The organism is Aliiruegeria sabulilitoris (genome assembly GCF_001558155.1).
GTDB lineage: Bacteria > Pseudomonadota > Alphaproteobacteria > Rhodobacterales > Rhodobacteraceae > Tropicimonas > Tropicimonas sabulilitoris.
This window is the reverse complement of the sequence record NZ_LOAS01000009.1, coordinates 114,077-139,817: the sequence shown is the minus strand read 5'-3', so window position 1 is coordinate 139,817 and position 25,741 is coordinate 114,077. Positions and strand designations below refer to the sequence as shown.

22 protein-coding genes, 1 tRNA gene and 2 pseudogenes are annotated in these 25,741 nt (G+C 61.4%); 17 read left to right on the top strand and 8 right to left on the bottom strand.

What is annotated here, in order from left to right; all coding sequences use genetic code 11:
• Positions 1–37 precede the first annotated feature (37 nt).
• The 5 genes from AX756_RS09445 (at position 38) to AX756_RS09425 (ending at position 3,607) form a co-directional block, all read left to right on the top strand.
• Positions 38–511, top strand: coding sequence for a YbaK/EbsC family protein (locus tag AX756_RS09445; RefSeq protein WP_068310383.1), 474 nt, complete (start codon positions 38–40; stop codon positions 509–511).
• Between the two features lie 148 nt (positions 512–659).
• Entirely contained in the window at positions 660–1,094 is a 435-nt protein-coding gene (locus AX756_RS09440) for a DUF2852 domain-containing protein (protein ID WP_068310381.1), read from the top strand.
• Between the two features lie 98 nt (positions 1,095–1,192).
• Positions 1,193–1,648 carry an RDD family protein gene (locus AX756_RS09435; RefSeq protein WP_231701020.1) on the top strand — a complete coding sequence of 152 codons (456 nt, stop codon included), beginning with the start codon at positions 1,193–1,195 and terminating at the stop codon, positions 1,646–1,648.
• Positions 1,649–1,833: 185 nt separating this feature from the next.
• Positions 1,834–2,676, top strand: coding sequence for an arginyltransferase (locus tag AX756_RS09430; RefSeq protein WP_068310379.1), 843 nt, complete (start codon positions 1,834–1,836; stop codon positions 2,674–2,676).
• Positions 2,677–2,938: 262 nt separating this feature from the next.
• Complete coding sequence (locus AX756_RS09425; protein ID WP_156461438.1) at positions 2,939–3,607, top strand: DUF6639 family protein; 669 nt, start codon at positions 2,939–2,941, stop codon at positions 3,605–3,607.
• Between the two features lie 93 nt (positions 3,608–3,700).
• On the opposite strand, the gene AX756_RS09420 is transcribed toward AX756_RS09425, so the two are convergent.
• The 3 genes from AX756_RS09420 to AX756_RS09410 all read right to left on the bottom strand — a co-directional run bounded on the left by AX756_RS09420 (position 3,701) and on the right by AX756_RS09410 (position 8,171).
• The gene (locus AX756_RS09420) at positions 3,701–6,055 is read right to left on the bottom strand and encodes a TRAP transporter large permease (protein WP_068310374.1); all 2,355 of its coding nucleotides are present in this window, start codon (positions 6,053–6,055) and stop codon (positions 3,701–3,703) included.
• A gap of 12 nt (positions 6,056–6,067) precedes the next feature.
• On the bottom strand, positions 6,068–6,982 hold the full coding sequence (locus AX756_RS09415) for a TRAP transporter small permease subunit (protein ID WP_068310372.1): 915 nt from the start codon (positions 6,980–6,982) through the stop codon (positions 6,068–6,070).
• Positions 6,983–7,088: 106 nt separating this feature from the next.
• Entirely contained in the window at positions 7,089–8,171 is a 1,083-nt protein-coding gene (locus tag AX756_RS09410; protein WP_068310370.1) for a TRAP transporter substrate-binding protein, read from the bottom strand.
• 342 nt (positions 8,172–8,513) lie between these two features.
• On the opposite strand from AX756_RS09410, the gene AX756_RS09405 reads away from it, so the two are divergent.
• The 5 genes and pseudogenes from AX756_RS09405 (at position 8,514) to istB (ending at position 14,240) form a co-directional block, all read left to right on the top strand.
• Positions 8,514–9,995: a cache domain-containing protein gene (locus AX756_RS09405; protein WP_068310368.1), complete on the top strand. Its 1,482-nt coding sequence runs from the start codon at positions 8,514–8,516 to the stop codon at positions 9,993–9,995.
• Positions 9,992–10,633, top strand: coding sequence for a response regulator transcription factor (locus AX756_RS09400; RefSeq protein WP_068310366.1), 642 nt, complete (start codon positions 9,992–9,994; stop codon positions 10,631–10,633). The genes AX756_RS09405 and AX756_RS09400 overlap by 4 nt, the downstream gene beginning before the upstream one ends.
• 70 nt (positions 10,634–10,703) lie before the next feature.
• Positions 10,704–12,644 carry a methyl-accepting chemotaxis protein gene (locus AX756_RS09395; protein WP_068310364.1) on the top strand — a complete coding sequence of 647 codons (1,941 nt, stop codon included), beginning with the start codon at positions 10,704–10,706 and terminating at the stop codon, positions 12,642–12,644.
• Between the two features lie 338 nt (positions 12,645–12,982).
• Positions 12,983–13,483: pseudogene (locus AX756_RS26350) on the top strand (helix-turn-helix domain-containing protein); the annotation flags it as partial.
• A 6-nt stretch (positions 13,484–13,489) separates the two neighbouring features.
• Positions 13,490–14,240: pseudogene (gene istB / locus AX756_RS09390) on the top strand (IS21-like element helper ATPase IstB).
• A 661-nt stretch (positions 14,241–14,901) separates the two neighbouring features.
• Here istB and AX756_RS09380 read toward each other — a convergent pair.
• A complete protein-coding gene (locus AX756_RS09380; RefSeq protein WP_082739035.1) occupies positions 14,902–15,573 on the bottom strand; it encodes a Crp/Fnr family transcriptional regulator in 672 nt (223 codons plus the stop codon).
• A gap of 215 nt (positions 15,574–15,788) precedes the next feature.
• Here AX756_RS09380 and AX756_RS09375 point away from each other — a divergent pair, with 215 nt between their 5' ends.
• Together AX756_RS09375 and AX756_RS26625 are read left to right on the top strand one after the other, a co-directional pair.
• Positions 15,789–16,025, top strand: coding sequence for a hypothetical protein (locus tag AX756_RS09375; RefSeq protein ID WP_068310358.1), 237 nt, complete (start codon positions 15,789–15,791; stop codon positions 16,023–16,025).
• 191 nt (positions 16,026–16,216) lie between these two features.
• The gene (locus tag AX756_RS26625) at positions 16,217–16,351 is read left to right on the top strand and encodes a hypothetical protein (protein WP_269432947.1); all 135 of its coding nucleotides are present in this window, start codon (positions 16,217–16,219) and stop codon (positions 16,349–16,351) included.
• A gap of 458 nt (positions 16,352–16,809) precedes the next feature.
• Here the strand turns inward: AX756_RS26625 and AX756_RS09370 are convergent.
• The 4 genes from AX756_RS09370 to pdxH form a co-directional block, all read right to left on the bottom strand.
• Positions 16,810–16,886 (bottom strand) — tRNA-Pro (locus tag AX756_RS09370).
• A 168-nt stretch (positions 16,887–17,054) separates the two neighbouring features.
• Positions 17,055–17,531, bottom strand: coding sequence for a DUF192 domain-containing protein (locus AX756_RS09365; protein ID WP_068310622.1), 477 nt, complete (start codon positions 17,529–17,531; stop codon positions 17,055–17,057).
• Positions 17,531–18,046, bottom strand: coding sequence for a cold-shock protein (locus AX756_RS09360; RefSeq protein WP_068310356.1), 516 nt, complete (start codon positions 18,044–18,046; stop codon positions 17,531–17,533). The genes AX756_RS09365 and AX756_RS09360 overlap by 1 nt, the downstream gene beginning before the upstream one ends.
• Before the next feature lie 252 nt (positions 18,047–18,298).
• Positions 18,299–18,901: a pyridoxamine 5'-phosphate oxidase gene (gene pdxH, locus AX756_RS09355; RefSeq protein WP_068310354.1), complete on the bottom strand. Its 603-nt coding sequence runs from the start codon at positions 18,899–18,901 to the stop codon at positions 18,299–18,301.
• Between the two features lie 147 nt (positions 18,902–19,048).
• Between pdxH and fabI the strand changes: the two genes are divergently transcribed.
• The 5 genes from fabI (at position 19,049) to AX756_RS09330 (ending at position 25,739) form a co-directional block, all read left to right on the top strand.
• A complete protein-coding gene (gene fabI, locus AX756_RS09350) occupies positions 19,049–19,867 on the top strand; it encodes an enoyl-ACP reductase FabI (RefSeq protein ID WP_068310352.1) in 819 nt (272 codons plus the stop codon).
• An 8-nt stretch (positions 19,868–19,875) separates the two neighbouring features.
• Positions 19,876–20,394 carry a xanthine phosphoribosyltransferase gene (gpt, locus tag AX756_RS09345; protein ID WP_068310350.1) on the top strand — a complete coding sequence of 173 codons (519 nt, stop codon included), beginning with the start codon at positions 19,876–19,878 and terminating at the stop codon, positions 20,392–20,394.
• Between the two features lie 757 nt (positions 20,395–21,151).
• On the top strand, positions 21,152–22,489 hold the full coding sequence (locus tag AX756_RS09340) for a surface lipoprotein assembly modifier (RefSeq protein ID WP_068310348.1): 1,338 nt from the start codon (positions 21,152–21,154) through the stop codon (positions 22,487–22,489).
• 137 nt (positions 22,490–22,626) lie between these two features.
• Positions 22,627–23,817 carry an aminotransferase gene (locus tag AX756_RS09335; protein WP_068310346.1) on the top strand — a complete coding sequence of 397 codons (1,191 nt, stop codon included), beginning with the start codon at positions 22,627–22,629 and terminating at the stop codon, positions 23,815–23,817.
• 68 nt (positions 23,818–23,885) lie between these two features.
• On the top strand, positions 23,886–25,739 hold the full coding sequence (locus AX756_RS09330; protein WP_068310344.1) for a peptidyl-prolyl cis-trans isomerase: 1,854 nt from the start codon (positions 23,886–23,888) through the stop codon (positions 25,737–25,739).
• Positions 25,740–25,741 lie beyond the last annotated feature (2 nt).

Genomic DNA, 25,741 nt, shown 5'->3' with positions numbered 1-25,741 from the left:
CCGGGGTTACATCGCCGCGGCAAGAAACGAGGGTATCATGAGCAGGAGCCTGAAGCGGGTCCGAGCGGCCCTTGAAGCCTCCGGTGTCGCGCATGAGCTGCGCGAGATGCCCGACAGCACCCGCACCGCCCAACAAGCAGCCGACGCGGTGGGATGCGCGCTCGACCAGATCGCGAAATCCATCATTGTCGAGGGAGAGGAAAGTGGCACGTTATCGCTGTTCGTTACCGCCGGCGGCAACCGCGTCTGCACTGATCGGATCGCGAAACTCCTCGGCGAACCGACCCACCTGGCCTCCGGCAACCGCATCCAGGAGGTGACCGGGTTCGCCATTGGCGGTGTCTCGCCCATTGGGCACACAACACCGATCCGCGCCTTTTTCGATCCACGCCTCGGCATGTTCGACACCGTCTGGGCCGCCGCCGGCACACCGTGCCATGTCTTCGGCATCGCGCCCGAGGCGTTGCGCATGGCCTGTGGTGGCGAAATGGCGGATTTCGTCGAGACCTGACGCGGCAACATGTCGGCACGGTGGCAGGAAACCACGCGACAGAAAAATGTAAAATCTTTTCACATTGCCTATTGAACCCAACCCGTGATGTTCCCATCTTTCGTAATGTGAAAGGCATTCACATTAGTTCGAAACGAGGAGAACAAGGATGACTACCGCAACCCACGTCAGCAACCCGTCCTGGTTTGCCCGGGCCGAAGGCTGGCTCGATGACCGCGGCAAAGGGGCCTGGATCGCCGCAATGGTCCTCGGCTTTATCTTTTTCTGGCCGCTCGGCCTCGCCCTTCTTGCCTACATGATCTGGAGCAAACGCATGTTCAACGGTTCCTGCCGCAGCGCTCGCCGGGCGCATCACCGCAACTACCATGCCGCGATGAAGACCAGCGGCAACTCCGCCTTCGATGCCTATAAGCAGGACACCCTGCGCCGGCTCGAAGAGGAACAGGAAGCCTTTGAATCCTTCCTGCAGCGTCTGCGCGACGCCAAGGACAAGGCCGAGTTCGACGCCTTCATGGATGACCGCACCAAGGCGGCCAGCTCCAGCACCGGCGACAACCCGATCGACGAAGTGCAACCGGCCTGACCGACCCCTCCAGTGGGCGCCCATCTCTCGGGCGCCCCTCCCAAGGCGGCGCATGATTTCCCTCATGCGCCGTTGAAATGTAGCAGCGGATGATACAGATGAGCGACATGATCCAACCCTATCCCGGCCTTCCCGACCCCGACCGCAACGCCGAGTTCTATGCTGACATCCCCGTCAAGCGGGCGGTCGCGTGGATCGTGGATGCGCTTGTCGTCTTCCTGCTGACCCTTCTGGTGCTGCCCTTCACCGCCTTTACCGGGCTGTTCTTCTACCCGTTTCTCTGGCTGGTGGTCAGCTTCGCCTATCGCGTGCTGACTATCTCCGGCGGCTCGGCCACGCTCGGGATGCGGCTGATGTCGGTGGAACTGCGCACCTGGCGGGGCGAACGGTTCGGGCTCGGGGACGCGTTCATGCACACCCTGCTCTATTCGCTCTGCCTGTCCTTCCTGATCCCGCAACTGGTCTCGATAGGACTGATGCTCACGACCGCACGTGCCCAGGGTCTGCATGACCTCGCCCTCGGCACCGCCGCGATCAACCGTGGCCGCTTCTAGGCTTCAAAAACCTGGTCCAGACAGCGCGTATCGCCTTTTGCAGGTCCGCAGGACGCCGAAAGGCCGTGAAAGGCGATACAGCTCTTTGTCCAAACGCCACCGGAAAGAAGGCGTCAAACGGGGGTTGGCGACGCTTTCAAGCCCTGTTACCGTTTCATCAACTATTCGGTCTCACATGAGCGCTCATGCGTCACACTCTCCCACTTGCGCCGCAATTCTACGTGACGGCCCCACAGCCATGCCCCTACCTTGCCGGGCGGATGGAGCGGAAGCTGTTCACCGCCTTGCAGGGCGAACATGCCGAGACGCTGAACGACGCGTTGTCCAAACAGGGATTTCGCCGTTCCCAGAATGTGCTCTACCGCCCCTCCTGCGCCGATTGCACCGCCTGCCTCTCCGCGCGGATTCGGGTTGAGGATTTCCAGCCGAGCCGCAACCAGCGCAAGACGCTGAAACGCAACGCGGCGCTCAAGCGCGAAGCAACTTCGCCATGGGCGACGGACGAACAATATGCGCTTTTCCGGCGCTATCTCGACAGCCGCCATGCCGATGGCGGCATGGCCGACATGGATGTGTTCGAATTCGCCGCCATGATCGAGGAAACCCCGATCCGCTCCCGCATGGTCGAATATCGCGAACCGGGGCTGGAGGAAACGGAAGGGCCGGAAAGCGATCTCGCCGCCGTCTGCCTGACCGATGTGCTCGATGACGGCCTGAGCATGGTCTACAGCTTCTACGAGCCCACGCTCACGCGCCGCTCGCTCGGCACCCATATTATTCTCGACCATGTTGAAATCGCCCGCGCCGCGGGGCTTCCCTACGTCTATCTCGGCTATTGGGTGCCCGGCAGCCGCAAGATGGGTTACAAGGCCAGCTTCGGCGCGCTGGAAATCTACAAGGCCGGGCAATGGCAGTCCATCGGCCACCCCGCCGACCACGACTCGGAAACCCATCCGCTCTCAGTCGACCCCATCGCCGAACAGGTGGCCCGCATCACCCTGCCCGACACCCGACCGACCGGCGGTTGAAAACCGGCCCGGGCGAGCGCCTCCTTCGCAAGCCCCAAGGCATCCTCCTTCCTCACATTTCCCAACGGAGGCACGAATCGTGGGATCGTTCCCGTCATCCGGGCTTTCGGCCCGGGGCTTGGCGGATCGATGCAAATATTCGACACAAACGCACCGTCGAAGCGGTAATGACACAGGTCATGGCTGACCTGACGTAAGTCGCGTAACCTCATCGCGGGAAGGAGGTGTCGCCGTGACGTCCGGGATGGGAAGGCTCTTGCTCGTGGCGCTTGTCGCGATGCCATGCTTATTCACCTTTCTCCCGGCGAATGCGGCGCCACTTGCTTGCGGGACGCCGCTCGTGCGTGTGGACACCGTGGATCGCGCGCTCCATGCCCGGATCTGTGAGATCGTGGCATCAGCCCTTCCATTACTCGAAAACTGCCACCTGAAACTAACAAAACCGGTGACAATCATCTTCTCGGACGACCTTGAGAACGCCCACGGACCCTGTTTCGGCCTCTTCCATCCGGGCAAGAAACAGATGGAGCTTTTGACACCAAAGGCGTTTGCACAGGCGCATGACAAATCGGACTCCTGGGGCGCAATCCCTGTCGCTGAACATTTCGATGTCATTGTCGTGCATGAGTTCGTCCATGCGCTTGTCGACCAGACAGCACGTGGTGAACGAAACTGCACCGCCGATGAAGAGTACATCGCCTACGCAATGCAGATCGAAAGCCTTTCGGAAACGACCAGATCCGCATTGTTGGAAGATGTCGACGCATCGCCACCGATTTCGTTGGAAGAGCTTAACCCGATCCTTCTGGGTTTCGCCCCTCCCCGCTTCGCGGTGAAATCATGGCTGCATTTCTCGGAGCCTGGAAATGGATGTGACTTCATCCAGAAACTCATGCGCGGAGACGTGACGTTGTGGCTGTATCCGGAGTAGGTGCCGAACCACGGCGCAACGGATTTCCCCCCTAAGAATCAAGAAGCGGGGCCCCGAAGGCCCCCGCCTGTTCCGATAGACCTGCGAACCCGATCAGTTCCCGATCAGGTTCGGCAGGATCGTCACCACTGACGGGAACAGCCAGAGCAGCCCCAGCCCCGCAACCTGGATCAGCACGAAGGGGATCACGCCGCGATAGATGTGGCCCGTCGTGACCTCCTTGGGCGCCACGCCGCGCAGGTAGAAGAGCGCGAAACCGAAGGGCGGGGTCAGGAAGGACGTCTGCAGGTTCACCGCTATCATGATTGTCACCCATTTCGGGTCCATCGTGCCGCCATAGATGACCGGCCCGACGATCGGGATGACGATGTAGATGATCTCGAGGAAGTCGAGCACGAAGCCCAGAACGAAGAGCACCAGCATCACGATCAGGAAAACCGTGACCTCGCTGTCATAGCTGCGCAGGAATTGCTGGATGTAGTGCTCGCCCCCGAAGGAGATCACCACCAGGTTCAGCAACTGCGAGCCGATCAGAATGGTGAAGACCATCGAGGTCACCTTGGCCGTCTCGCGCACCACCGGCCTCAACACGCCCTTCGCGAACAGCACGTAGCAGGCGTAGAGGATACCGAACATCGCGTAGAGATAGGCGGCCTTGGCCACAAGGAACCCGACCCAGTTCTCGAACGCGACGTTTTCCTGGTTTACCCGAAGGTCGAAATTCACGCCGACGAGGATCATGATGATAATGGCGAAGGTGGCCCAGATGATCACCTTGCCCTTGCCGTCATCCTCGGCCAACCGCCGGTAGGCCGCCAGCATCAACGCCCCGCCCGCACCCAGCGCGGCGGCCGGTGTCGGGTTGGTAATTCCGCCCAGGATCGAACCCAGCACGGCCACGATCAGCACCAGCGGCGGGAAGACGACCCGCAGCAGCTCGTTCTTGCCCAGAACGCCCGCCGCCGAACGGCAGCCATAGAGAACCATGGCCAGCGGAATGGCGAGCAGCAGAACCGTCTGCCCCGGCGTACTCAGCGGGCCGATAAAGGCCGCATCCACCAGTAACGCCAGCACCACCCCGGCCCCGCCGATCAGCAGGTCCCGCGGATTGCCCGAAGGCGACACGCCGCGCGCGGTGGTCAGCACAATGCTCAGCAGCAGGAAGCCGGTCACGATGGAGCCCGACAGGATCGGCGCATTGGCGACATTCTCGGCCCGCGCGGCGGTGATCTCGTCCTCGGAGAGCTTGCGGCTCTCGGCCACGCCGCCCGCTTCGTCGATGTCGGCCTGCTGCGAGATCGCGTCGTCCCATGCTTCCTGCCCGTGCAGGTCGATCATCGCCGCCTGGCACTGCTCGCTGACATTGGTGCGCAGGCTCGCGGTCTGCCCCGCATCGGAGAAGCTGTCCACGGTCACGTCCTGCGAACCGATGACATTCATCGAGGAAAGCAAGATCGTTCCGCCGATGAGCAACGCCGGCGCAAAGAGGAACCATGTCAGCGCCTCGCCGCGCGATCGCGGCTCGCCATCGCCTTCTTCCATCGGCACCGGCGGGGCCTTGGAGGGGTTGAGGATCGCGTAACCGAGCGCATAGGCGCCATAGAGCACCGCCAGCAGGATGCCCGGCACCAATGCCGCCTGGAACAACGTACCGACCGAAACAACCGCCGGCTCCCCCAGATATGTCAGCGCATCGGAACAGCCGACAAGCTGCGCGCGCTCTTCCTGGGCCGCCGAATAGAGGTCGCCCGCCAGCGTGCCCAGAAGCACGATCACGATCGACGGTGGAATGATCTGCCCCAGCGTGCCGGAAGCCGCGATCACACCCGTCGCCAGCTCCGGCGAGTAGTTGTTGCGCAGCATGGTCGGTAGGGCCAGTAGGCCCATGGTCACGACCGTCGCGCCGACAATGCCCGTCGAGGCGGCAAGGAAGGCGCCCACGACCACGATGGAGACAGCGAGGCCGCCCGGCAGCGGACCAAAGACCCTGGCCATGGTGGTTAGCAGGTCATTGGCGATCTTCGAACGTTCCAAGGTGATGCCCATGAGTACGAACATCAGGACCGCCAGCAGGGTTTCGATCGAGGCGCCGGCGAGCACACGCTCGTTGATCCGGTTGACGATGAAGCTCAGGTTGCGGTCCATCGCCTGTTCCCAACCGCCCGGGAAAACCGACACGGCCTCGCGCGGCAGGTCGGGATATCGGAAGACCGAGATCGCATCCGCGGCCACGCCCGAATTCACGACCTCCCTGTAGGCATCCGACGACTTGTCGATGGCCTGGTGGATCAGCAGCCCGGCCGAGTCGAGCGAGGCGATGATGCCGAACGAGATGATGGCGGCGCCGCCGATGGCGAAGGCCACCGGGAAGCCGGAGAGAATTGCGCCGAACAGGCACAGGAAGACGATGATCAGGCCGATTTCGACCCCGTCGAGTCCAAGAAACATCTGTCCTGCCCCTTAGTGGATTTCTGCGACCAGCTCGGCGTCTTTGTCGCCCAGCTTGTCCTTGTCGAGATGCTTGTTTTCGCTTGCCGGCCCTTCCTTCCATTCCAGGTAGGAGCGGTAGAAGAAGGCGATGGCCTGCAGGAAGACCAGCCCGGCAAAGGCCACGAGCAGCAACTTGAAGAGGAAATAGCCGTTGAAGCCATTGGGGGAGAAACCGATGGTCTCCACGTTCCACTTCACGATCCGGGACTTCTTGAGCATCAGTTCGAGCTTGTCGGAGGCCGAGATCTTGGGCGTGATCAGGTGACGCCACATGAAGAACCAGCCATACATCCAGATGAGTGTCGCCATCGGCATCATGAAGATGATGGAGCCCACCATGTCGATGATCTTGCGGGTGCGGTATCGGACGGTGGCATAGACCAGATCCACGCGCACATGCCCGCCCTGCACGAAGGTATAGGTGGCACAAAGCGCCACGATCATGGCGTTGTAGAGCTTGAGCTCTTCCGACCACCAGGAAACGTCGAAGGTGACCGCCTTGCCGAAGCCGAAGGAGAGCTGGCTGGCCGCGAAGATCCGCTGCATGAACACGATGACGATCTGTTGCAACACCATCAGCAGTCCCGCCCAGGCGGCGAAGCGTCCGACCGTGTTGGCCAGGGCTTCCAGCCCGATGACCACGCCCCACATGACCTTGTTCCAGATCATGCCGATCACGGTCAGCGTCAGGAAGGCCGTGAAGACCACAAAGAAGAATTCGACCGATCCGCCGTAATAGGCGAAACGCATGATCGCTTCCTTGTTCGACCAGTCCAGCCAAAGGCCCGGATGCGTGATCGCGTAGAAGAAATTATAGTAGGATTCGATGATGTTCGCGGCGACCCATCCGAAAAATGTTCCGCCCCATGCCTCGACCAGTCCCATTTGGCCCGTCCCCCGGAAGTTCTCGTTGTCGCCGGTTCAGCCATTCGGCCGGATCGACGAAGGACAGGCCCTCAACGGGCCTGCCCTGTTTCGTTGTCGGTGACGATTAGCCGAGGATGCGGTCACGCTGCCGGCGATAGGCGCCTTCGGAGGCGTCGATCCAGGCGGAGGATGCCTTCATCGAGGCCATCGCGCCGTCATAGATCTTGTCGTAGAGATCGCCGTCGCGCTTGCTTTCGAGGGTTTCCATCGCCGCAGCGCCCATCGCATCCCAGACGCTGTCGGGGAAGGACAGAACCTTCACACCGGCCGATTGCAGGCGCTGCAGAGCGGCACCGTTATTCGACAGGAACTGGGCGAGGTTCCACTGGTGGGTTTCGGCAGCGGCGATCTCGATCACCTTCTGATGCGCGGGGCTCAGGCTGTTGAACACTTCGCGGTTGGTGGCAAGCGACAGGCCCGCACCCGGCTCGTGGAAACCGGCGGTGTAGTAGAACTTGGTGATTTCCTGGAAGCCGGCCTTCTCGTCAGCCCAGGGGCCGATCCACTCGGTGCCGTCGATGGCGCCGGAGGCAAGCGCCTGGTAGACCTCGGAGCCGGGCAGGTTCTGGACGCTCGCGCCGAGCTTGCCGAGCGCTTCGCCGCCAAGACCGGGCATGCGGAACTTGAGGCCGTTGAAATCCTCGGGACCGTTGATTTCCTTGCGGTACCAACCGCCGGCCTGGGCGCCGGTATTGCCGCACAGGAAGGATTTGAGGCCGAACAGCTCGCCCAGCTCGTCATGGGCTTCCATGCCGCCGTCGAAGTAATACCAGTTGACCAGCTCCTGTGCCGTCATGCCGAAGGGCACGGCGGTGAAGAAGGCATAGCCGGGGTGCTGACCGACGAAGTAGTAGTCCGCGCCGTGATACATGTCGGCCTGACCGGCGGTCACCGCGTCAAAGACCTCGAAGGCGCCCACGAGTTCGCCCGCCGCCTTCACCTCGACGGTGAGTTGGCCGTCGGTCATGGCGGTAATGCTGTCGGCAGCGCGCTGCGCGGCGTCGAACACACCGGCGAGGCCGCGGCCCCAGGTGGTAACCATTGTCAGCGTCCGCTTGCCCTGCGCATAGGCCGGTGCCGCCAGCGCGGTCGCGGCGGCCGCCGAGCCGCCAATTGCCGAAGTCTTCAGAAAAGAACGACGATCCATGAATATGTCCTCCCGTTGGTACTTTGGAGCCCGCCTTTTGGCAGGCGGATCGTTTCCAGTGGAGCGGACGTTAGCGGCCCCTTCGCGAGGATCAAATACCGACAAATGCGTAGACCCGGCGGTTTTGGACAAAAAAAGCGGCAGATTTTGCACTAACTTCGGGTGCATTGATGGCTGCACGCGCAGCATTGAATGCGCGAGACGGCATTTGACCTAGCGTCACTCAGAACGTGAAACGCATTGCATTTCGAATCGTCCCCCCGCAAAGACGCCATGGTCCGCGTCAACAGCTTGCATCCGCGACCGGGCTGAGCGTAGGTTTTTCAGCACCTGGCGGCCCGGATGGAGAGCAAACTGCCCGAAGAATCGACATTTCAGCGCATGCGAGACCGGATTCGGCTCAGCTATGCCCAGAAGCTCTTTCTTCTGGCGACGGTGCCGCTTGTGCTGGCCATGGCCGCGATATCGTTGCTGGTAGCGGTTCAAGCGCGCTCGCTGGCAGACAGGGAAATCGCCGAGTTGGAAAACCGGCTGATCGCGGCCAAACGGACGGAACTGAAAAACTACCTGGCGATAGCCCGCAACGCGATATCCAAGGATTACGGCCGCGCGCTGCCCGATGACGAGGGTGCCAAGGAACGCGTCATCCAGACGCTGGCTGCCATGATCTATGGCCAGGACGGCTATTTCTTCGTCTATGACTATGACGGCAACAACCTCGTCGCGCCCCGCCAGACCGAGCTGATCAATTCCAACTGGTCCAGGCTGGCCGATTCTGCCGGCACGCCGATCGTCGATGAACTGATCACGATCGCCCGGCGCGGGGCCGGCTATCACAGCTACCTCTGGCACAAGCCCTCCACAGGCGAAGAAGCGCAGATGGTTTCCTACGTGGTCGGCCTGCAGGATTGGCGATGGGCACTCGGCACCGGGATCTTCATAGACGACGTTCTGGAGACCGTCGCCGCCGCGCGGTCCGAAACCGAGGCCCGTGTGCACGAAACCTTCCTCTGGATCGCAGGCATCACCATGATCGCCCTGCTGCTGGTTTTCCTCAGCGGGCTCTGGCTCAATATCCGCGAGCGGCGGCTGGCCGATGCCAAGCTGAAGGCCCTCACACAGCGGATATTCGACACACAGGAAGAGGAACGCGGGCGGGTGGCGCGCGAGTTGCACGATTCCATCAGCCAGATACTCGTCAGCGTCCGCTACACACTGGAACTGGCGCGCCGGCGCCTGCGTACGGGCGATGACCGCGCCGAGGAAAATCTCGATATGGGGATCACGGCGCTTGGCGGAGCCATCCAGGAGGTGCGCCGGATCAGCCGGGACCTGCGCCCCGGCGTGCTGGACGATCTGGGCCTTGGTCCGGCGCTGCAATCGCTGATCGAGGAGTTTGGCAACCGCACCGGCCTTACGGTGGAGTTCGAGACCGTCGTCTTCCGCAACCGGCTCGACCAGGATGCCAAGATCTCGCTCTACCGCGTGGCGCAGGAGGCGCTGATGAACATCGAACGCCATGCCGAAGCGAGCCATGTGAGCCTGCGCGTCTTTGGCCACAAGGGCGGCGCGACACTGCGCATCGCCGATAACGGCCGCGGGATCGCAGCGGCGCGGGCCGCCTCGGGGCAAAGCCTCGGGTTGGGATTGCGCAACATGCAGGAGCGGATCGAACAACTCGACGGGACCTTGCGGATCATGAGCACCCGCACGGGAACGATCATCGAGGCGCAGGTGCCATTGACCCATATGCTCGCCCCCGAAAGCGGCACGGATGGCCCTAAATCCGGGCATGGCTCGGCGACGGAAAGGAAAAGCGCATGAGCGAGACCCGCGTATTGATCGTGGACGACCACCCCATGGTCGCTGAAGGGATCAAGGCCATCCTGGAGAGCTACCCCGACATCGAGGTCGTCGGCACGCTCACCAATGGCCAGGAAGCCGTGGAACAGGCGGCCGGCCTCGCGCCGGACGTGGTGCTGATGGATCTCAACATGCCGAATGTGAACGGCTTGAACGCCACCGAATTGCTGCTGGAGGACAATCCGGAGCTGAAGGTGCTGATTCTGTCCATGCATGACTCCCCGGAATACATCTCCACTGCGCTCGGCCACGGCGCACGCGGCTACGTGCTCAAGGACGTGCCAACCGAGCAGATAAAGGACGCCATCGACCGGGTGATGGCCGGGGAACGTTACCTGTGCACCGGCGCATCGGACTCGCTCAAGCCCGCCACCGAGAGCGGACGCGAACCTCTGACCAGTCGCGAACAGACGATCCTGCTTCAGCTTGCGCAGGGCAAGTCGAACAAGGAAGTCGCTCATATCCTAGATATTTCCGTACGCACTGTGGAAACGCATCGCAAGAATATCAAGCGCAAGCTTGGCATCTCCTCGACCGCCGGCCTGACGCGCTATGCCTTGGAGCACGGTGTCCTGCAAGGGACCGGCGCGGGTTTCTGAACCGGCTTTACCAGCTATTAGTTCCCCGGGCGTATGCAGGCAGCATCCATTCGCAAATCGGACAATTGTGATGCTGCGTGCCCGCCTTTCCAAACTCTCCACTCGATTTTACGGCATTGTCGCCCTGGCAACCGCCTTGATGGCCATTCTGGCCTATGCCCTCCTGAACCTGGCCGTGGAAAACGCCTACGAGATGAGGAACCTCCATCTGAGAGACGTCTCCGAAACGGCCGTCAGCGTGCTCGAAGACCTCGAAAAGGAGGTGACTGCCGGCAGGATGAGCCGCCAGGAAGCCCAGGCAGAAGGGCACCGCCTGCTTTCCGAACTGCGATATGGCGAATCGGGATATTTTTTCGCCTTCGACAGCAACCACGTGATCAAGGTCCTGCCAACCAAGCCGGAATGGGTCGGCAAGGACAAGTCCGACGTCAAGGATGTCAACGGTGTTCCGATCTACGTCGAACTGGTGAAGGTTGCCCTGAAGGACGGCAAGGGGTCGTTGATCTATCACTTCACCAAGCCGGACTCAGATGTGGCCGAAGCCAAGATCGGCTATGTCGTCCATTTCGAACCCTGGGATTGGATCGTGGGGACCGGGTCGTATGTCGCCGATATCGAGGCCGATTTGGCACTTCTGAACAAGGTGTCGCTGGCTGTTCTGGGGATAAGCCTTCTGGTTCTTTTGGTTTGCTCCGGCCTTGTTGTCCGCAGTGTCACCGCACCGCTCTCCGCGTTGATCAAACGGATGGCTGGAATGTGTGACGGCGATCACGAAACCGATGTGCCCCATACAGCGGCCCGGGGCGAAATCGGTCAGATGGCACGATCGATCGATGTCTTCCGACATGCGCTTGTGGAACGGACGCACCTTGAGCACGAACAGGTCGCCAAGGATGCGGAGCTGGCCCGAGAACGTGAAGAAGCCCTTCAGCACAAATTGGACATGGAAGCGCAGCAGGCCGAGGAAGCCGAGCAACGTCGCGCGGACGAGGCGCGCCATCAGGCCGAGCGCGAAGAGCAACGCGCCATGGTCGAAGCGGAACGGGAAAGGAACCGGAAGGAGCAGGAAGGCGTAGTCGCCGCTCTCTCCCAGTCCCTCAAGGGGATGTCGGACGGCGATCTGAGCATTCGCATCGAGCAGGTTTTCCCCGAGGATTACGAATCCCTACGCCGGGATTTCAACACTGCGATCGGGCGCATCGAAGATCTTGTAGGTTCCATGGTTGAAGGCTCCCAGGCTATTCGGAGCGAAAGCGAGACATTGAACAGCGCTGCCCTGGAAATGAGTCGCCGCACCGAATCCCAGGCCGCTTCGTTGGAAGAAACCGCCGCCGCCGTGACGGAGCTTTCTGCATCGGTCGAGAACTCTTCAGCTGGCGCAAGACGCGCCTCCACCAGCGTAAAGGAAGCGCGTGACCGTACCTCAGTCGGCAAGGAAGTCGTGCAGCGGACGATTTCGGCCATGACCCAAATCTCCGACAGCTCGGGCAAGATCTCCCGCATAACAAGCGTGATCGACGACATCGCCTTCCAGACAAACCTGCTCGCACTCAATGCCGGTGTTGAAGCAGCGCGCGCTGGCGAAGCTGGACGCGGCTTCTCCGTCGTCGCCTCCGAAGTGCGCGCTCTCGCGCAGCGTTCCTCTGATGCGGCCCGGGAAATAGCGCAACTGATCTCGACCTCGGGACAACAGGTCGAAACCGGTGTCGCGCTGGTCAACGAATCCGGAAGCTCGCTCGAAGAAATCGAAAAACTTGTGACCTCGCTGGAAAACCTGGTGTCCTCTATCGCGGACTCCTCGGCCCAACAATCCACGGGTCTGTCGGAAATATCCACGGCAATGAACCGTCTCGACCAGGTCACACAACAAAACGCCGCGATGTTCGAGGAAACGACTGCTGCCGTCAATTCGCTCCAGTCTCAGGCAACGACACTCGAATTCAGCAGTTCGGCATTCAAGATCTCGCAGAAAGACGCACGTAGTCAGAGCGGCCTCCGCCTGTATGCGTGAAATTGTATTTTGGTACTCAGCGGCGGCGTTGTTACACAAGGGCCGTCCGGAGGTTGGGTCCGTGTCGTGCCGAAACCTGCCGTTCCCCGATATCGAACGGCGCAATGGTACAACTATCGAGCCATTGAAGCGCCATTGGTTCGGGCGCAATGGCGAGAAAGATACTTCGGAGACGAAGATCAATGCTGGTCTGGTTCGAACACGCCATGGCTTGGTGAGAACGGCGATGCGAAAGTCGACCACGGTAGCGGCGGGATGAATCTGCTGCGGGCATCGTAAAAATCGTCCACCTTTGCCCTTCCCATTTTTAACGGAGGGAGAGCGGGAGGATCTTCACCGTGGATTTGTATCGCAAAGTTCTTCTGGCTTGCGCAGAAGACACGAGCCAGCGTGAAGCTGCCCGGCATTTCAGGATATCTCGTGACAGCGTTCGGAAGTTTTGGTCGTTTTCGGTTCCCCCCGGCTACCGGCGTTCAGCGCCGATCCGACGGCCCAAACTGGATGGGTTCACCGGGATCATCGACTAATGGTTATCGGAGGATCGGGAACGACCGCACAAGCAGCGGCAAACAGCCAATCGGGTTTTCGAACGGCTCCGTGACGAGCATGGCTTTGAGGGGGGATGTACCATCATAAAGGATCAAGTGAGAGAGGATGGGCGGCGGCATCGTGAAGTGTTCGTCCCTCTGCCGCACAGGCCGGGTCATGCCCAGGCCGACGTTGGCGAAGCGGTCGTCGTAACCGGCGGCGTCGATCAAAAGACCCACTTCTTCGCGCTGGATCTGCCGCACGGCGATGCCTGCTACGTCCGTGCGTATCCAGCGGCTACGGCGGAAGCCCCACAGATCCGGCTGAACCATCAGCTCAAGAGGCTGAAGCTGCCGACCATCCTGCGGGAGTACGACAAGCAGGCCCGGTCTGCGCCGCCGGGGGCGGGACCATGTCCAGTCTCTGACCCGTCCGATCGAGTTGGAACTCATCGACCGGGAACGGCGGATGATCGAACGCCGGAGAAAGGCGGCGAAATTCCTGGCTACCAAGAGCGTGGACAGCTTCGGCTTTGTCGCGATCCCTTCTTTGAAAAAACTGCAGATAAAAAAACTGCAGATACTAGAGTTGGTGCGCGGTGAATGGATCGACCGCTGCTAAAACGTCATCGCTCTCGGCCTCAGCGGCACCGGCAAGACCCAAGTGGCGCTCGGCCTCGGCGTGGTCGCCTGCCAGAAAGGGCTGGCCGTTCGCTTCACGACCGCTGCCTCAATCGTCCACGAGTTGATGGAGGCCCGCGACGAGCGCCAGCTCCTGCGGCTTTAGAAGCAACTGGTGAAGCAGAAAGTGCTGATCATCGGCGATCTGGGCTTCGTGCCTCTCAGCAAAACCGGCGCTGAGCTCCTGTTCGAGCTGATCTCCCAACGATACGAGCGTGGCTCCATCCTGATCGCCTCGAACGTACCATTCGACAAATGGACCGAAACCTTCGGATCAGAACGCCTGACAGGCGCTTTGCTCGATCGGCTGACCCACCACGTCAGCATTCTGGAGATGATTGGCGACACCTATCGGCTGGCAAAGAGCAAGGCACGCCAGAAATCCTGAAACATCACCGAAATTGGTCCTTGCGGACCAAGGCGCCAGTCACGCCAAGACTGGCCGACTTTTGCGCCGCCGTTGACACACCGGACCGTTCAACTCCATATGTCTTGAACACGCGGCCATTGCTGCAACCCTGACTGCGCTACTGCCCGACCGCCTGTCCCGCCGCGCGACGAAGCTGGCCAAACCGGCGATACCCAAGGGGCCGTCGATCCGAGGCAGATGGATTCTGGCCATCCTCATCGTCTTTCTCGTGGTGGCACGCTTCTATTTCCTCGCCAATGGCGGCTGAGGCTCGCCGGGACGGACGCCTTGAACACAGGAAACACGCCGGCGGCAGGAGCAGACGCCGACCGTCAGGCATCGCGGCGTAGCTATCGGCCAGTTAGATCGCAGGCGAGAAATCCGACCTGAGAACCGCAATTTCGCGCGACGCTAACCTGCATCAGGGCGAATCTGGCGCGCGACGATAGAGTATAGCGTGGCCTCCAGATTTCTGGGGGAATGAGTGGATTTTAGCATTCGAGGGGCGCGGGAGCGCAACGACCCACAAAAGGTCTGAACCGTCTCCGCGCTTCCTATTTGTGGTTCTTGGAAAGCCAGATTCTCAGTCCCGAGGGGAACCGACACCCTTCGCACTGACGTTCGACCAATGCCAACGCCCTCAGCTCAGAAGAGGCCCGGTGTGGTTCAGATACTCGGGGTCAAACTCCGCTAAAGTCACGAGACCATCGTAGTTTTCGAACGACACCTGGCCATCCCGAAAAGTCATCAATCCTTCTTCACGAAGCCGTCGCAGCACGCGGTTGACATGGACCGCACTGAGACCTAGCGCATCGGCGAGATGATACTGGGTCAATGGACAGGCGAAGCCTGCCTTGCCTCCCATACCGACGAGAGCCAGCCTGGCAGCGAGTTCCAGAAAGAAATGGGCAACGCGCGCTTCCGCGTCCCGTTGTCCGAGACCAACAAGATGTTCGACCACCATCGCCTCGTCGCGTGAGGCTGCCCAGAGAATGGCCGTCGCCAGTCGCGGGGTGTGAGCGAAAGCATCCAGAAGGTCGCTTACGAGGATTTCCGCCGCTTCGATCTCGACGATAGGCACGATGCTGTGGTCCGACGTGTGCAACAGAACACTACGTAGCCCAAGAAAATCGCCCGGGATCTGGAAATCGACGATCTGACGCGAACCGTCACGCTGGATCTTGTAGGAGCAAACCCAGCCCTCGGCCAGAATATAGGCCGCCTGATCCGACTGCCCCTGATGCACGAGATCGATCCCCTGCACGAAGGTTCTCCGGCGCTGATGCAGACGATCAAGCACGGCCATTTCCATGTCGCTCAGTGCCACGAAGACGGAAAGCTTTCGTGTGAGCGGGCTGTTTTCGATGGCGTTCAAGGAAACCTCCGAACTCGGTGAAGGAATCACGAAGATATCCGCGCAGGGACTGCTTTCGATCAGTTCTCAGTATCACGTTTCCTGCGAAAGTGCGGGAGATCATCAGGCTCTCGCTCGATCCTGCTCTCACATGCAAGGAGGAACGGCACGCGATGTCCGACCAAAATCACCATTCAGGGATGGCAGCGCTCTCGATTTGCGAAGCGCTCCTGCTCGCAATGAATGATCGCAAGCTTCTTCCCGAGCGCGAGATCGTTGGTATTCTCCGCGACGCCGCCGCGACGCACGAGAACGCCATCGGATCCGTCGCCGAAACGGAATCCCACCAGGCCGTTGCCGGGTTGATCAACATGATGATCGCAGGCGGATACTCTTCCGGGCGGCCGTGATGAAATCCCGCAGGTGCTGCAAACCTCCGAGACTGTTTGTGCGAGATGCGGGACCGATGGGGTGTCCGGAAATGCGCAGGCGCGAGCTTCATTGGAACGCGTTTGTTTGACCGCCGAGCTCCGCCGCCCTGCCGATCAACCTGCTCGCTCACTAAAGACAATATATCTACCTGATCCCGAAAGGAAAATCGATGTCCAAAGGCAACAAGAAGCGTGGCAACCGGGAAGTTAAAAAGCCCAAGAAGATCAAGGAAAAGGCTCCTGCAACTGCCGATTTTTCCAAAGGCAGAAGCCCGGTAACTCTCGGAGAGAAGAAGAAACCGTAATCTGGCACCATATCTTTTGGTTTCAGAGGCGTCGGAATGACGGGGCGCCGATTTGAACCTCGGTTCGGGCTTCCCGCGTTTTGGTGGGCCTCCTTGATGTTCGATCGGAAGCTTTCGCCGGTCCATTCGGTTGTCCATTTCGGGCCAAGTACCGTCATTCGGCGGCGCAAACAACTATCCCTCCCAGCCCGACCTCGGCGATCAGAAAACCGGTGTGGGAGTCGCCCATCGTCTTTCCGACCGCTGCCAAGCACTCTGGTCGCAAGCCACGTCGTTGATGCTGTTACCGCCTCAACAGCACCCTTCGTTTCAGGGCGATGGTGCCCGAATTCGTGGATAAGGAACGCCAAGGCAGCCCAAAATCTCCGCCAAGAATTAAAGCAATGTACTGAGCTGAACGAGCCACGAGGCGCTCTATATTGAGCACCTTAGCCGCATTTCAGGGATACTGGAGTGTTTGGTCGGGACGGCAAGATTCGAACTTGCGACCTACGGTACCCAAAACCGTCGCGCTACCAGGCTGCGCTACGCCCCGCTCCGGATGCCCCCCATGAGATCGGGCGCATCAATTTCCAACCAGCCGAATGGATGGCACGATCAGATCGGCGCTATATGACCGCAGATCGGGCAAACCACAAGCACTCGGTTGCATCGACAGTGCAAGAATTTCTAAATTGGTCGCGCAGGGCGGATCATTGCCGGCTCAACGATCGCAGAACCACGCGGCCTCCGGCCCCAGAGCAGGATGGCGCAGCTCGTCTCCGACGGAGATACCCAATGCCTCCGCGAGGCCACCATTGATTTCCAACACGACAAGCACGCCATCGCCACCGTCGATCGGGGTAAGATCGCCCGGAATGGCCCTCGAATGAACCCTCGTCACGACGCCGCGTTGATCGGCAAAGATCATGTCGAGCGGAATAAGGGTGTTCTTCATCCAGAAACTGACCGGACCGGCCGTCTCGTATACGAACAGCATCCCTGCCGAGCGCGCCAGATTCTCCCGGTGCATGAGTCCTTGGGAGCGCTCGCCGGGGTCGTCGGCGAGTTCGACCGAAAAACGCGCGCTGCCCCACGGCCCCCGCACGTCCAAGCGATCAAGAGAACATTCCGCAAGGGCCTGCTGAGACCAGATTGCCAAAAGCAACGGAACGATCAGCAGTTTTTGCCAGTTGCGCATCATTCTCGTTCCCGGATCGCCCTTTCCCATGCCGATACCTGTATCGCCATCAGTCCCCGGCGTCCATCGACGACCTTCAGCCCCACGGCTTCGCCTGGCTGCAGATCGGCCAGCCCCGATCGGCGCAGGATTTCGACGTGCACGAAAATATCTTCCGAGCGGCCGAACACATTGGCGAATCCGAAGCCCTTGCCCTTGTCGAACCACTTGACGCGTGCCGGTTCAAGCGGCAGCGCCTCCAGCTCTTCGGCCGACATCGTCGCGAGGTCCTCGAGCGGGGCCCCCTCCTCCTCCGTCGGCGGCACGATGGAAAGTACCTCCACCGCCTGCATGCCGCGGGTCGTATTCTGAACCAGTATCTCGATTTCAGCGCCGTCCGCGACAGAGGACTGGCCGAAATTCCGCAGCACATTCGCGTGCAGCAGGATATCGGGACCGCCTTCGTCAGCCACCACGAATCCGAACCCTTTCATCGGGTCGAACCATTTCACATGACCGCGCATTGCGCCGGCCATAGTCGTCTTTTCGTTCTCGGTCACCAGCGGGTCACCATTGCACCACTCCCGTATTTCGGGTGAGCCTCGTTACATACCAGTGCACCAATGAATTCGCTTGCGGGATAATTCAGAAAATCGCCGTCAGGCAATAAATACGAGACAGCATCCTTAGGACAACGTCCAGAGAACATCAAGCATCGGGGGCAAAAAGGCCGATTTCTACCGGAATCCCTTCGGCTTCCACCGATTGTCAGAAGAGCGGAAACAATCTTAGGGTGAAAGCCGTTCCACCCGCCAACCACCCTGCCCGTCGTCGCTCCAACGGAAACGATCATGCAGCCGGAAGGCCCCGTCCGCCCAGAATTCGATCTCGACAGGGCGCAGCCGGTACCCTCCCCAAAAGGGCGGGCGCGGAGGGTTCGTGCCGTAGCGCGCGGTCACGCGGGCGACCTCCGCCATCAGAGCAGAACGCGACGCGAGCGGCTGACTTTGTTGCGAGGCCCAGGCCCCCAGTCGAGACTTCAGCGACCGGGACGCAAAATAGGCATCCGCCTTGGAACTCTCTTCGCGGACAACATGGCCACGGACCCGCACCTGACGGCGCAAGCTCTTCCAATGCATGACGAAAGCGGCCTTGCCGGCCTGCTCCAGTTCCGCCGCCTTTGTGGATCCGTAATTGGTGTAGAAGACGAAAGCGTCGTCCTCGATCTCCTTGAGCAGAACCATCCGGGCGTTGGGCATGCCATCGCTATCAACGGTCGAGAGCGCGATGGCGTTGGGGTCATTCGGTTCGCTCGCCTCGGCCTCCGCCAGCCACTTGCGTGCCAGCTCGAAGGGATCGTCGCCCGCGAAAAGTCCGCTACGGTCGCTCATCTACCTCTCCAGATTTCGGTTCAAATGTGATGTTTGATGGCTACACCGCCGGACGCGCCGGCGCCAGCGGCAAAGCGGGCACTCTTGCGCCCGGCCCATTGCATGGCCTAAACGGGCTGAAAGGATTTCCGAGCGGTGGAGGGACCGATGACGACAGGGCTGATGGCCGGCAAGCGCGGCCTGATCATGGGGCTGGCAAATGACAAGTCCATCGCATGGGGTATTGCGAAAGCCTGCGCCGATGCCGGTGCCGAGCTTGCACTCACCTATCAGGGCGATGCCTTTCGCAAGCGGGTCGTCCCGCTTGCCGAGCAACTGGGCGTGACCCAGCTGGCCGATTGCGACGTGAGCGACGATGCCTCCGTCGACGCGGTTTTCACCCAGCTCGAGCAAGCCTGGGGCTCGCTCGATTTCATCGTTCACGCCATCGGCTTTTCCGACAAGAACGAGCTGCGCGGGCGGTATGTTGAGACCTCCCGTGAGAATTTCACCATGACGATGGACGTCTCGGTCTATTCCTTTACCTCCGTGATGCAGCGTGCCGAGAAGCTGATGAAGAACGGCGGCTCGGCGCTGACCCTGACCTATCTCGGTGCCGAACGGGTGATGCCGCATTACAATGTGATGGGTGTGGCCAAAGCAGCGCTGGAAGCTTCCGTGCGCTACCTCGCCGAGGATCTCGGCAAGGACGGTATCCGCGTCAACGCTATTTCGGCCGGCCCGATCAAGACGCTTGCGGCCTCCGGCATCGGCGATTTCCGTTATATCCTGAAGTGGAACGAGTTGAACTCGCCGCTGCGCCGCAACGTGACCATTCAGGATGTCGGCAAATCGGCGCTCTACCTGCTGTCCGATCTCGGCAGCGGCGTGACCGGCGAATTGCACCATGTCGATGCCGGCTACCATATGGTCGGCATGAAGGCCGTGGACGCGCCCGATATCGATGTCGTACCCGGAAAGAAGTGAGCCAGCCAATGAGCGAGCGCCCCCGCCCCGACCGCCTGCCCCATGAAAAGGGCTTCCATATCAGTTGGGACCAGATCCACCGCGACAGCCGTGCGCTGGCTTGGCGGCTGGACGGACAGGGGCCCGATGATGGCGGCTGGAGAGCGATTGTCGCCATCACGCGCGGCGGCATGGCCCCGGCGATGATCATTGCGCGCGAGCTGGATATCCGTCTGGTCGATACGATCTCGGTGAAGTCCTACAACCACCAGACGCAGATGGACGCAGTGGTTCTGAATGCGCCGAACGAAGAACTGATGGGCGATGGCACAGGCATCCTCGTGATCGACGATCTCGTGGATTCCGGCAAGACGCTGGAACTGGTGCGCAAGCTTTACCCGAAGGCGCATTTCGCCACCGTCTATGCCAAGCCCAAGGGGCGGCCCATGGTGCATACCTTCATCACCGAGGTGAGCCAGGACACGTGGATCTTTTTCCCATGGGATATGGCTCTTCAATATGTCGAGCCCTATCGCGGCACCGACTGACAGATCCGCGCGACGCTCCAGAGCGTCGCGCGGGAAGCGGTCCATTAGACCTTTCCCGAGACACGCCTCCGCGATATCCCTTGCCACCGCAAGTAACCTGCCACAGGCGCGGATTTTTTGTGCTGTAGCGAGGGATTTCTGTTGAAATCGTCTTCCAACCCCTTAATCATGTAAATTAGATATCTATTTTAGTGCCGTTTGTGCTGCCCTCACGGCACAACGGGTGGGTGTTTGTGATTGCGGGTCGCCGGATCGGGTCCGACCTGTCCCGATGTCTTCGGCCGGCCCTGGTTGCCTGCCGCCCAGGGGATGCAGTCCCACGGGCGCGAGATCGAAATGTTGAGTGAAACCGCATCGATATGCCAACCGGGAGGCAATCGGATTGATGCGCGAGGGAAGAAGATACGCAAACTGCGATCACGTGGTCTCCACGGCCTGCGGAAGCTGCGCCTCACCTTCGCTTTCGCCTTTGGACTGCCTTCCCGGATTTGACGCCAGCATCTCGCCATCTGGCCCGCCTATTGGCATATCGTTCATTTCTTTTCAGTCAGTTGCGCTCGCCCCTCCGCACAAGGCCGCCCCAACCACATCCGCAAAGATGCGGAGGGCTCTGGCCATCCCCTGCCACACAGTTCAAGCGCTTCCGTCTCCAACCGTTTTCATCCGGCCCGCTCCGTGCCCTCGTCGCGAGAGCAGCAAAAAGGACCCATCAATCGCAGGACATCACCTGCTGGCTTTCAAGAAGGTGGAGAAGATCATGTTCACACAAAGCATCTTTTCGACGATTGCCGGACTCCGGTCATTGCGCATTTCTCGAAATCCTGTCGCGCGGGGCGGCGCGTTCGCGGCAGCGGCGCTGCTCCTGCTGACCGGTCTGCCGGCGGGTGCAACGCCCAATATGGTTGGGGATTGCACCCTGTGTCATCTCAGCGGCTCCAACCTGCCGCAAGACCATGTGGCCGTAGACGGAATGAACCGTCAAAAATGCCTTTCCTGCCATGTGCCGGTGGACGCGGGCCTTTCGACGCCGCAGCCGACGCCGACGCCACGCGCCCAGGCGGCCATCGCCCCGCAAGAGCAGCTGGCACTCGAAGGCTCCGTCGCGGAAATTGCGGAGGATCAAACGGCCTTCATCCTGCCGGCCAGGCATCCCGCAGGCCTGCCCTATCCGCCCGATCCCTTCACCCTGACGGCCAGCTTCGGCGTGCTGTCGAGTTCGAATATCGGCATGCATCGCTCGGGCTGGATCTTTGACGGCGCGCCCATCCAGTCGACCGGGCTCTGCGGCCCGCCCTTCTGGCGGTTCGAGCGCGACGAAGAGCATGACAGCCAGATCTCCGGCAACCGGATCCATCTCGGGCTTGACGGCAAGTACACGCGCCCCACATCGACGACCGACAGCCTGATCCTCGGCTTCGGGGTCACCCGCGACCAGTTCCCGCAAGAGGATCTCGGTCGGAGCAACGCCCGCCTCAGCGCGGGCTGGCAGAGACGAACCGATAGCGGGACGATGAAGGCGACGGCAATTTTGCACAGGGCACATTATGACGGTGACGGGTCGGATGATTTCACCGACCACACGGCCCTGGGGTTTAGTTTCAACTATCACCACTTCCTGCCCTCGAACCAGACGCTCTCGACCTGCCTGCGCTTTCGCAAGAGGCAATATGATGACGAGGATGCGCCCCGACAGGCGGATTGGAGCGCTTCGCTCGCCTATTCACGGCTTCTGCCGAATGCCAGCCGCTACGGCCTCGGCGTGGCATTGAGCGACCGCAACAACCCCGAAAAGGACTCCAGCCGCTATGTTGGCCCGTCGATTTTCGGTGTTTTCGACAAGCAGCTCGGCGAAGGCCTCTCCGGCCGGCTCTCGGCTGAAGCCGGTGTGCGGCGTTACGATGCCGAGCACGAGCATACCGGCATCACGCGCGATGACAGGGTCTGGGATATCGGGCTGGAGCTGGTCGCGACACGTCCGGAATTCGCCCCTGCCCAGATTCGGTTCGGCTGTCACTACACGCAGACGAATTCCAATATCGATGCCGAGGACCGGAACGACAGCTACTGCGCGGCACTGATCGAGGCGCGGTTCTGATCCGCACCGGGCGGCCCCGGTAACGGGTCCGCCGTACGGGCGCCGTCGTCGTTGCCTTCGTGGCAAGCCGATGAAAGGGCCTTTCGGCCATGCCACCGGCTTGCTACGTCTTGGCGCATATCGCTCCGGAGCCGCCCATGCCCCTGCCCCTGAACCCGGCCATGATGACCACGGATGTCTCGCCCGTTCCGGAGGCCGCGCGTTGGGTGGCCGGCGTGACGTTCCCGCCCGACCGGCCGCTGATCAATGTGAGCCAGGCCGCACCGGTGGCCCCGCCACCCGCCGCCTTGCGCGAAGCCATGGCGCAGGCGCTTCTGGAGGAGACGGCGAGCCATCTTTACGGCCCGGACCTCGGCCTGCCCGCGCTGCGCGAAGCGCTGGCCGAACAGGTCTCAGGGCAATATGCCGGGCAGGTTTCCCCCGCGCAGGTCGCCATCACCTCAGGGTGCAACCAGGCCTTTGCCGCCGCCATCGCCACCCTTGCGGGTCCGGGCGACGAGGTACTGCTGCCGACGCCATGGTATTTCAACCACAAGATGTGGCTGGACATGAGTTCTATCCGCGCGGTGCCCTTGCCCACGGACGAAGCGTTGCTGCCCCGGCTGGACGTGGCCGAAGAACGGATCACGCCGCGCACGCGCGCCATCGCGCTTGTCAGCCCGAACAACCCTGCGGGCGTGGAATATCCAGCAGCCCTGATCGCAGGGTTTCGGGACCTTGCGCGTGCACATGGGCTGGCACTTGTGATCGACGAGACATATCGCGATTTCCACTCCGGCGAGGGCGCGCCGCATGAATTGCTCACCGATCCCGACTGGGACGACACGGTGATCCGTCTTTACAGCTTCTCGAAGGCCTACCGGCTGACCGGCCATCGCATCGGCGCGATGATGTCGAGCCCAGCCCGGCTGGCCGAGGTGGAGAAATTCATCGACTCCGTCACGATCTGCCCAAGCCAGGTCGGCCAGCGCGGGGCACTCTGGGGCATCCGCAACCTGGGCAACTGGCTCGCCGGCGAGCGGCAGGAGGTCCTCGGGCGACGCCGGGCCATCGAGCAGGGCTTTCCCCGGCTGGCGGCCAAAGGCTGGCGGCTCAAGGGGTGCGGCGCCTATTTCGCCTATGTCGAACACCCCTTTGCCCTGCCCTCCGATCAGCTTGCGCGCAAGATGGTGGAGGAGGCCTCTGTGCTCTGCCTGCCCGGTACCATGTTCGAGCCGCGCGGTGCCGCTTCAGGTGCCCGGCACCTGCGGATCGCCTATGCCAATATCGACCGCGACGGCATCGCGGCGCTGTTCGAGCGGCTGGAAAGCCTGGAGCCGGCGCGCTGAGTCCGCTTGCCTCCCTGCGCCGCAACGCCTAGACAAACGCGACCACTTCCGCAGGAGGCCACCGGGCAATGACGCAAAAGAAAAAGTCGGTAAGCGACTACTTGATGATGGCTCTTATGGGGATGCTGATCCTCGGCCTTGGCGGCTTCGGCATCACCAATTTCTCAGGCGGCGGAACAACCATCGCCTCGGTGGGCGACCGCGAAATCACCGCCGAGGATTATTACCGCGCCATGATTCAGGCGATCCGCGCGCAGGAAGCCTCCGGCGCCACCGACCTGACGCTCGCGGGGCTGGAAGCGCAGGGCATTCCGGCACAGGTGCGCGGGCAGCTGATCGGAACCGAAGCCATCAACAACGAGGCCGATGGGCTCGGCCTGTCGGTGGGCGATGAAGAAGTGGCCCGCATGATTACCGAATCCTCCGCTTTCCAGGGCGTCGACGGCAAGTTCGACCGTGAAGCCTACGAGTTCATGCTCGACCAGAATGGCTGGAATGTGTCTGATTTCGAACAGGATGTGCGTGAGGAAAGCAGCCGCAATATCCTGCAATCCTCCGTCGTTGTCGGCGTGGCGCCCCCCGCGCAGCTGACCGACATCCTGACCGAGTGGTTCGGCCAGCGGCGCAGCTTCCGCTGGGCAGAATTCGGCCGCGACGGCCTCGCGACCGAGATTGGGGAGCCGACGGAGGAGGATCTGGTTGCCTTCCACGAGGAAAATGCACCGCTCTTCACCCTGCCCGAGACGAAGGCCATCACCTATGCGTGGTTGACGCCCGACATGCTGCTCGACCAGGTCGAGATCGACGAGGAAGCGTTGCGCGCGCTCTATGCCGAACGGGCCGATGAATATGTGATCCCGGAGCGGCGGTTGGTCGAACGGCTGGTTTTCGGCACGCCCGAGGAAGCAAGCGCAGCGAAAGACGCCATCGAATCCGGCGAGAAGGATTTCGCCGCCATTGTCGAGGAACGCGGGCTGACGCTGGACGATGTCGATATCGGCGATGTGGCCGAAGACGCGTTGGGACAGGCCGGTGCGGCCGTGTTCGGGCTCGAGGAGCCGGGGCTTGTCGGCCCCTACCCGACCGATTTCGGGCCGGCGCTTTTCCGGATGAACGGCATCCTTCAGGCACGCGAGACCAGTTTCGAACAGGCGCTGCCGGAACTGCGGGCCGAGCTTGGCCGCGAACGCGCCCGCCGCCTGATCGAGGACATGATCACCGATATGGATGACCGCCTTGCCGGTGGCGCCACGCTGGAAGATCTGGCCGGCGAGACCGAAATGGAGCTTGGCGGCATCGACTATTTCTCCGGCATGCAGGACGGGATTGCCGCCTATGAAGGGTTCCGCGAAGCTGCCGCCACGCTGACGGACAAGGATTTCCCCGCGATCCTGTTGCTTGATGACGGCACGATCTATGCGATGCGCCTCGACGCGGTGAAGGCCCCGCGCCTGCAGCCGCTGGAAGATGTGCGCGACGCTGTCATCGCCGGCTGGACCGCCGAAGCCGAGCGCACGGCGCTGGCAGCCGAAGCCGAAGCGGCCAAGGCGGAAATGGAAGCCGGCAAGACGCTGGTCGACGTGGCCGGGCTTGGGGTGCAGAGCGCCGAGAACATCACCCGTAGCAGCTTTGTCGAGGGGCTCGACCCTGCCGTGAGCGACGCCATATTCAGCATGGAGCCGGAAGAGGTTGCCGTGGTGAAGACCGCCAATGGTGCCGTTCTGGTTGTGCTCGACAGTGTCGCCGAGGCCGATCTCGAAGATCCTCAGGTGGCGCTGTTCAACCGCGCCATGCAGCAGCAGGCCGCACAGGGGCTGTCGTCGGACCTGTTCAACTACTATGCCCAGTACCTGACGGCCACCGCGGGCATTACCATCAACGATGCCGGCGTGAACGCCGTGCATTCGCAAGTGTTCCGTTGACG

What these genes read in the sequence shown, in the direction of transcription:
- AX756_RS09395 (WP_068310364.1), top strand. Translation starts at nt 10,704, where the DNA reads ATGCTGCGTGCCCGCCTTTCCAAACTCTCCACTCGATTTTACGGCATT.
- AX756_RS09435 (WP_231701020.1), top strand. Translation starts at nt 1,193, where the DNA reads ATGAGCGACATGATCCAACCCTATCCCGGCCTTCCCGACCCCGACCGC.
- AX756_RS09430 (WP_068310379.1), top strand. Translation starts at nt 1,834, where the DNA reads ATGCGTCACACTCTCCCACTTGCGCCGCAATTCTACGTGACGGCCCCA.
- AX756_RS09400 (WP_068310366.1), top strand. Translation starts at nt 9,992, where the DNA reads ATGAGCGAGACCCGCGTATTGATCGTGGACGACCACCCCATGGTCGCT.
- AX756_RS09335 (WP_068310346.1), top strand. Translation starts at nt 22,627, where the DNA reads ATGCCCCTGCCCCTGAACCCGGCCATGATGACCACGGATGTCTCGCCC.
- AX756_RS09415 (WP_068310372.1), bottom strand. Translation starts at nt 6,982, where the DNA reads ATGGGACTGGTCGAGGCATGGGGCGGAACATTTTTCGGATGGGTCGCC.
- AX756_RS09420 (WP_068310374.1), bottom strand. Translation starts at nt 6,055, where the DNA reads ATGTTTCTTGGACTCGACGGGGTCGAAATCGGCCTGATCATCGTCTTC.
- AX756_RS09360 (WP_068310356.1), bottom strand. Translation starts at nt 18,046, where the DNA reads ATGGCCGGCGCAATGCGCGGTCATGTGAAATGGTTCGACCCGATGAAA.
- AX756_RS09365 (WP_068310622.1), bottom strand. Translation starts at nt 17,531, where the DNA reads ATGCGCAACTGGCAAAAACTGCTGATCGTTCCGTTGCTTTTGGCAATC.
- AX756_RS09340 (WP_068310348.1), top strand. Translation starts at nt 21,152, where the DNA reads ATGTTCACACAAAGCATCTTTTCGACGATTGCCGGACTCCGGTCATTG.
- AX756_RS09375 (WP_068310358.1), top strand. Translation starts at nt 15,789, where the DNA reads ATGTCCGACCAAAATCACCATTCAGGGATGGCAGCGCTCTCGATTTGC.
- fabI (WP_068310352.1), top strand. Translation starts at nt 19,049, where the DNA reads ATGACGACAGGGCTGATGGCCGGCAAGCGCGGCCTGATCATGGGGCTG.
- AX756_RS09445 (WP_068310383.1), top strand. Translation starts at nt 38, where the DNA reads ATGAGCAGGAGCCTGAAGCGGGTCCGAGCGGCCCTTGAAGCCTCCGGT.
- AX756_RS09410 (WP_068310370.1), bottom strand. Translation starts at nt 8,171, where the DNA reads ATGGATCGTCGTTCTTTTCTGAAGACTTCGGCAATTGGCGGCTCGGCG.
- AX756_RS09405 (WP_068310368.1), top strand. Translation starts at nt 8,514, where the DNA reads ATGGAGAGCAAACTGCCCGAAGAATCGACATTTCAGCGCATGCGAGAC.
- gpt (WP_068310350.1), top strand. Translation starts at nt 19,876, where the DNA reads ATGAGCGAGCGCCCCCGCCCCGACCGCCTGCCCCATGAAAAGGGCTTC.
- pdxH (WP_068310354.1), bottom strand. Translation starts at nt 18,901, where the DNA reads ATGAGCGACCGTAGCGGACTTTTCGCGGGCGACGATCCCTTCGAGCTG.
- AX756_RS26625 (WP_269432947.1), top strand. Translation starts at nt 16,217, where the DNA reads ATGTCCAAAGGCAACAAGAAGCGTGGCAACCGGGAAGTTAAAAAGCCC.
- AX756_RS09330 (WP_068310344.1), top strand. Translation starts at nt 23,886, where the DNA reads ATGACGCAAAAGAAAAAGTCGGTAAGCGACTACTTGATGATGGCTCTT.
- AX756_RS09380 (WP_082739035.1), bottom strand. Translation starts at nt 15,573, where the DNA reads ATGGAAATGGCCGTGCTTGATCGTCTGCATCAGCGCCGGAGAACCTTC.
- AX756_RS09440 (WP_068310381.1), top strand. Translation starts at nt 660, where the DNA reads ATGACTACCGCAACCCACGTCAGCAACCCGTCCTGGTTTGCCCGGGCC.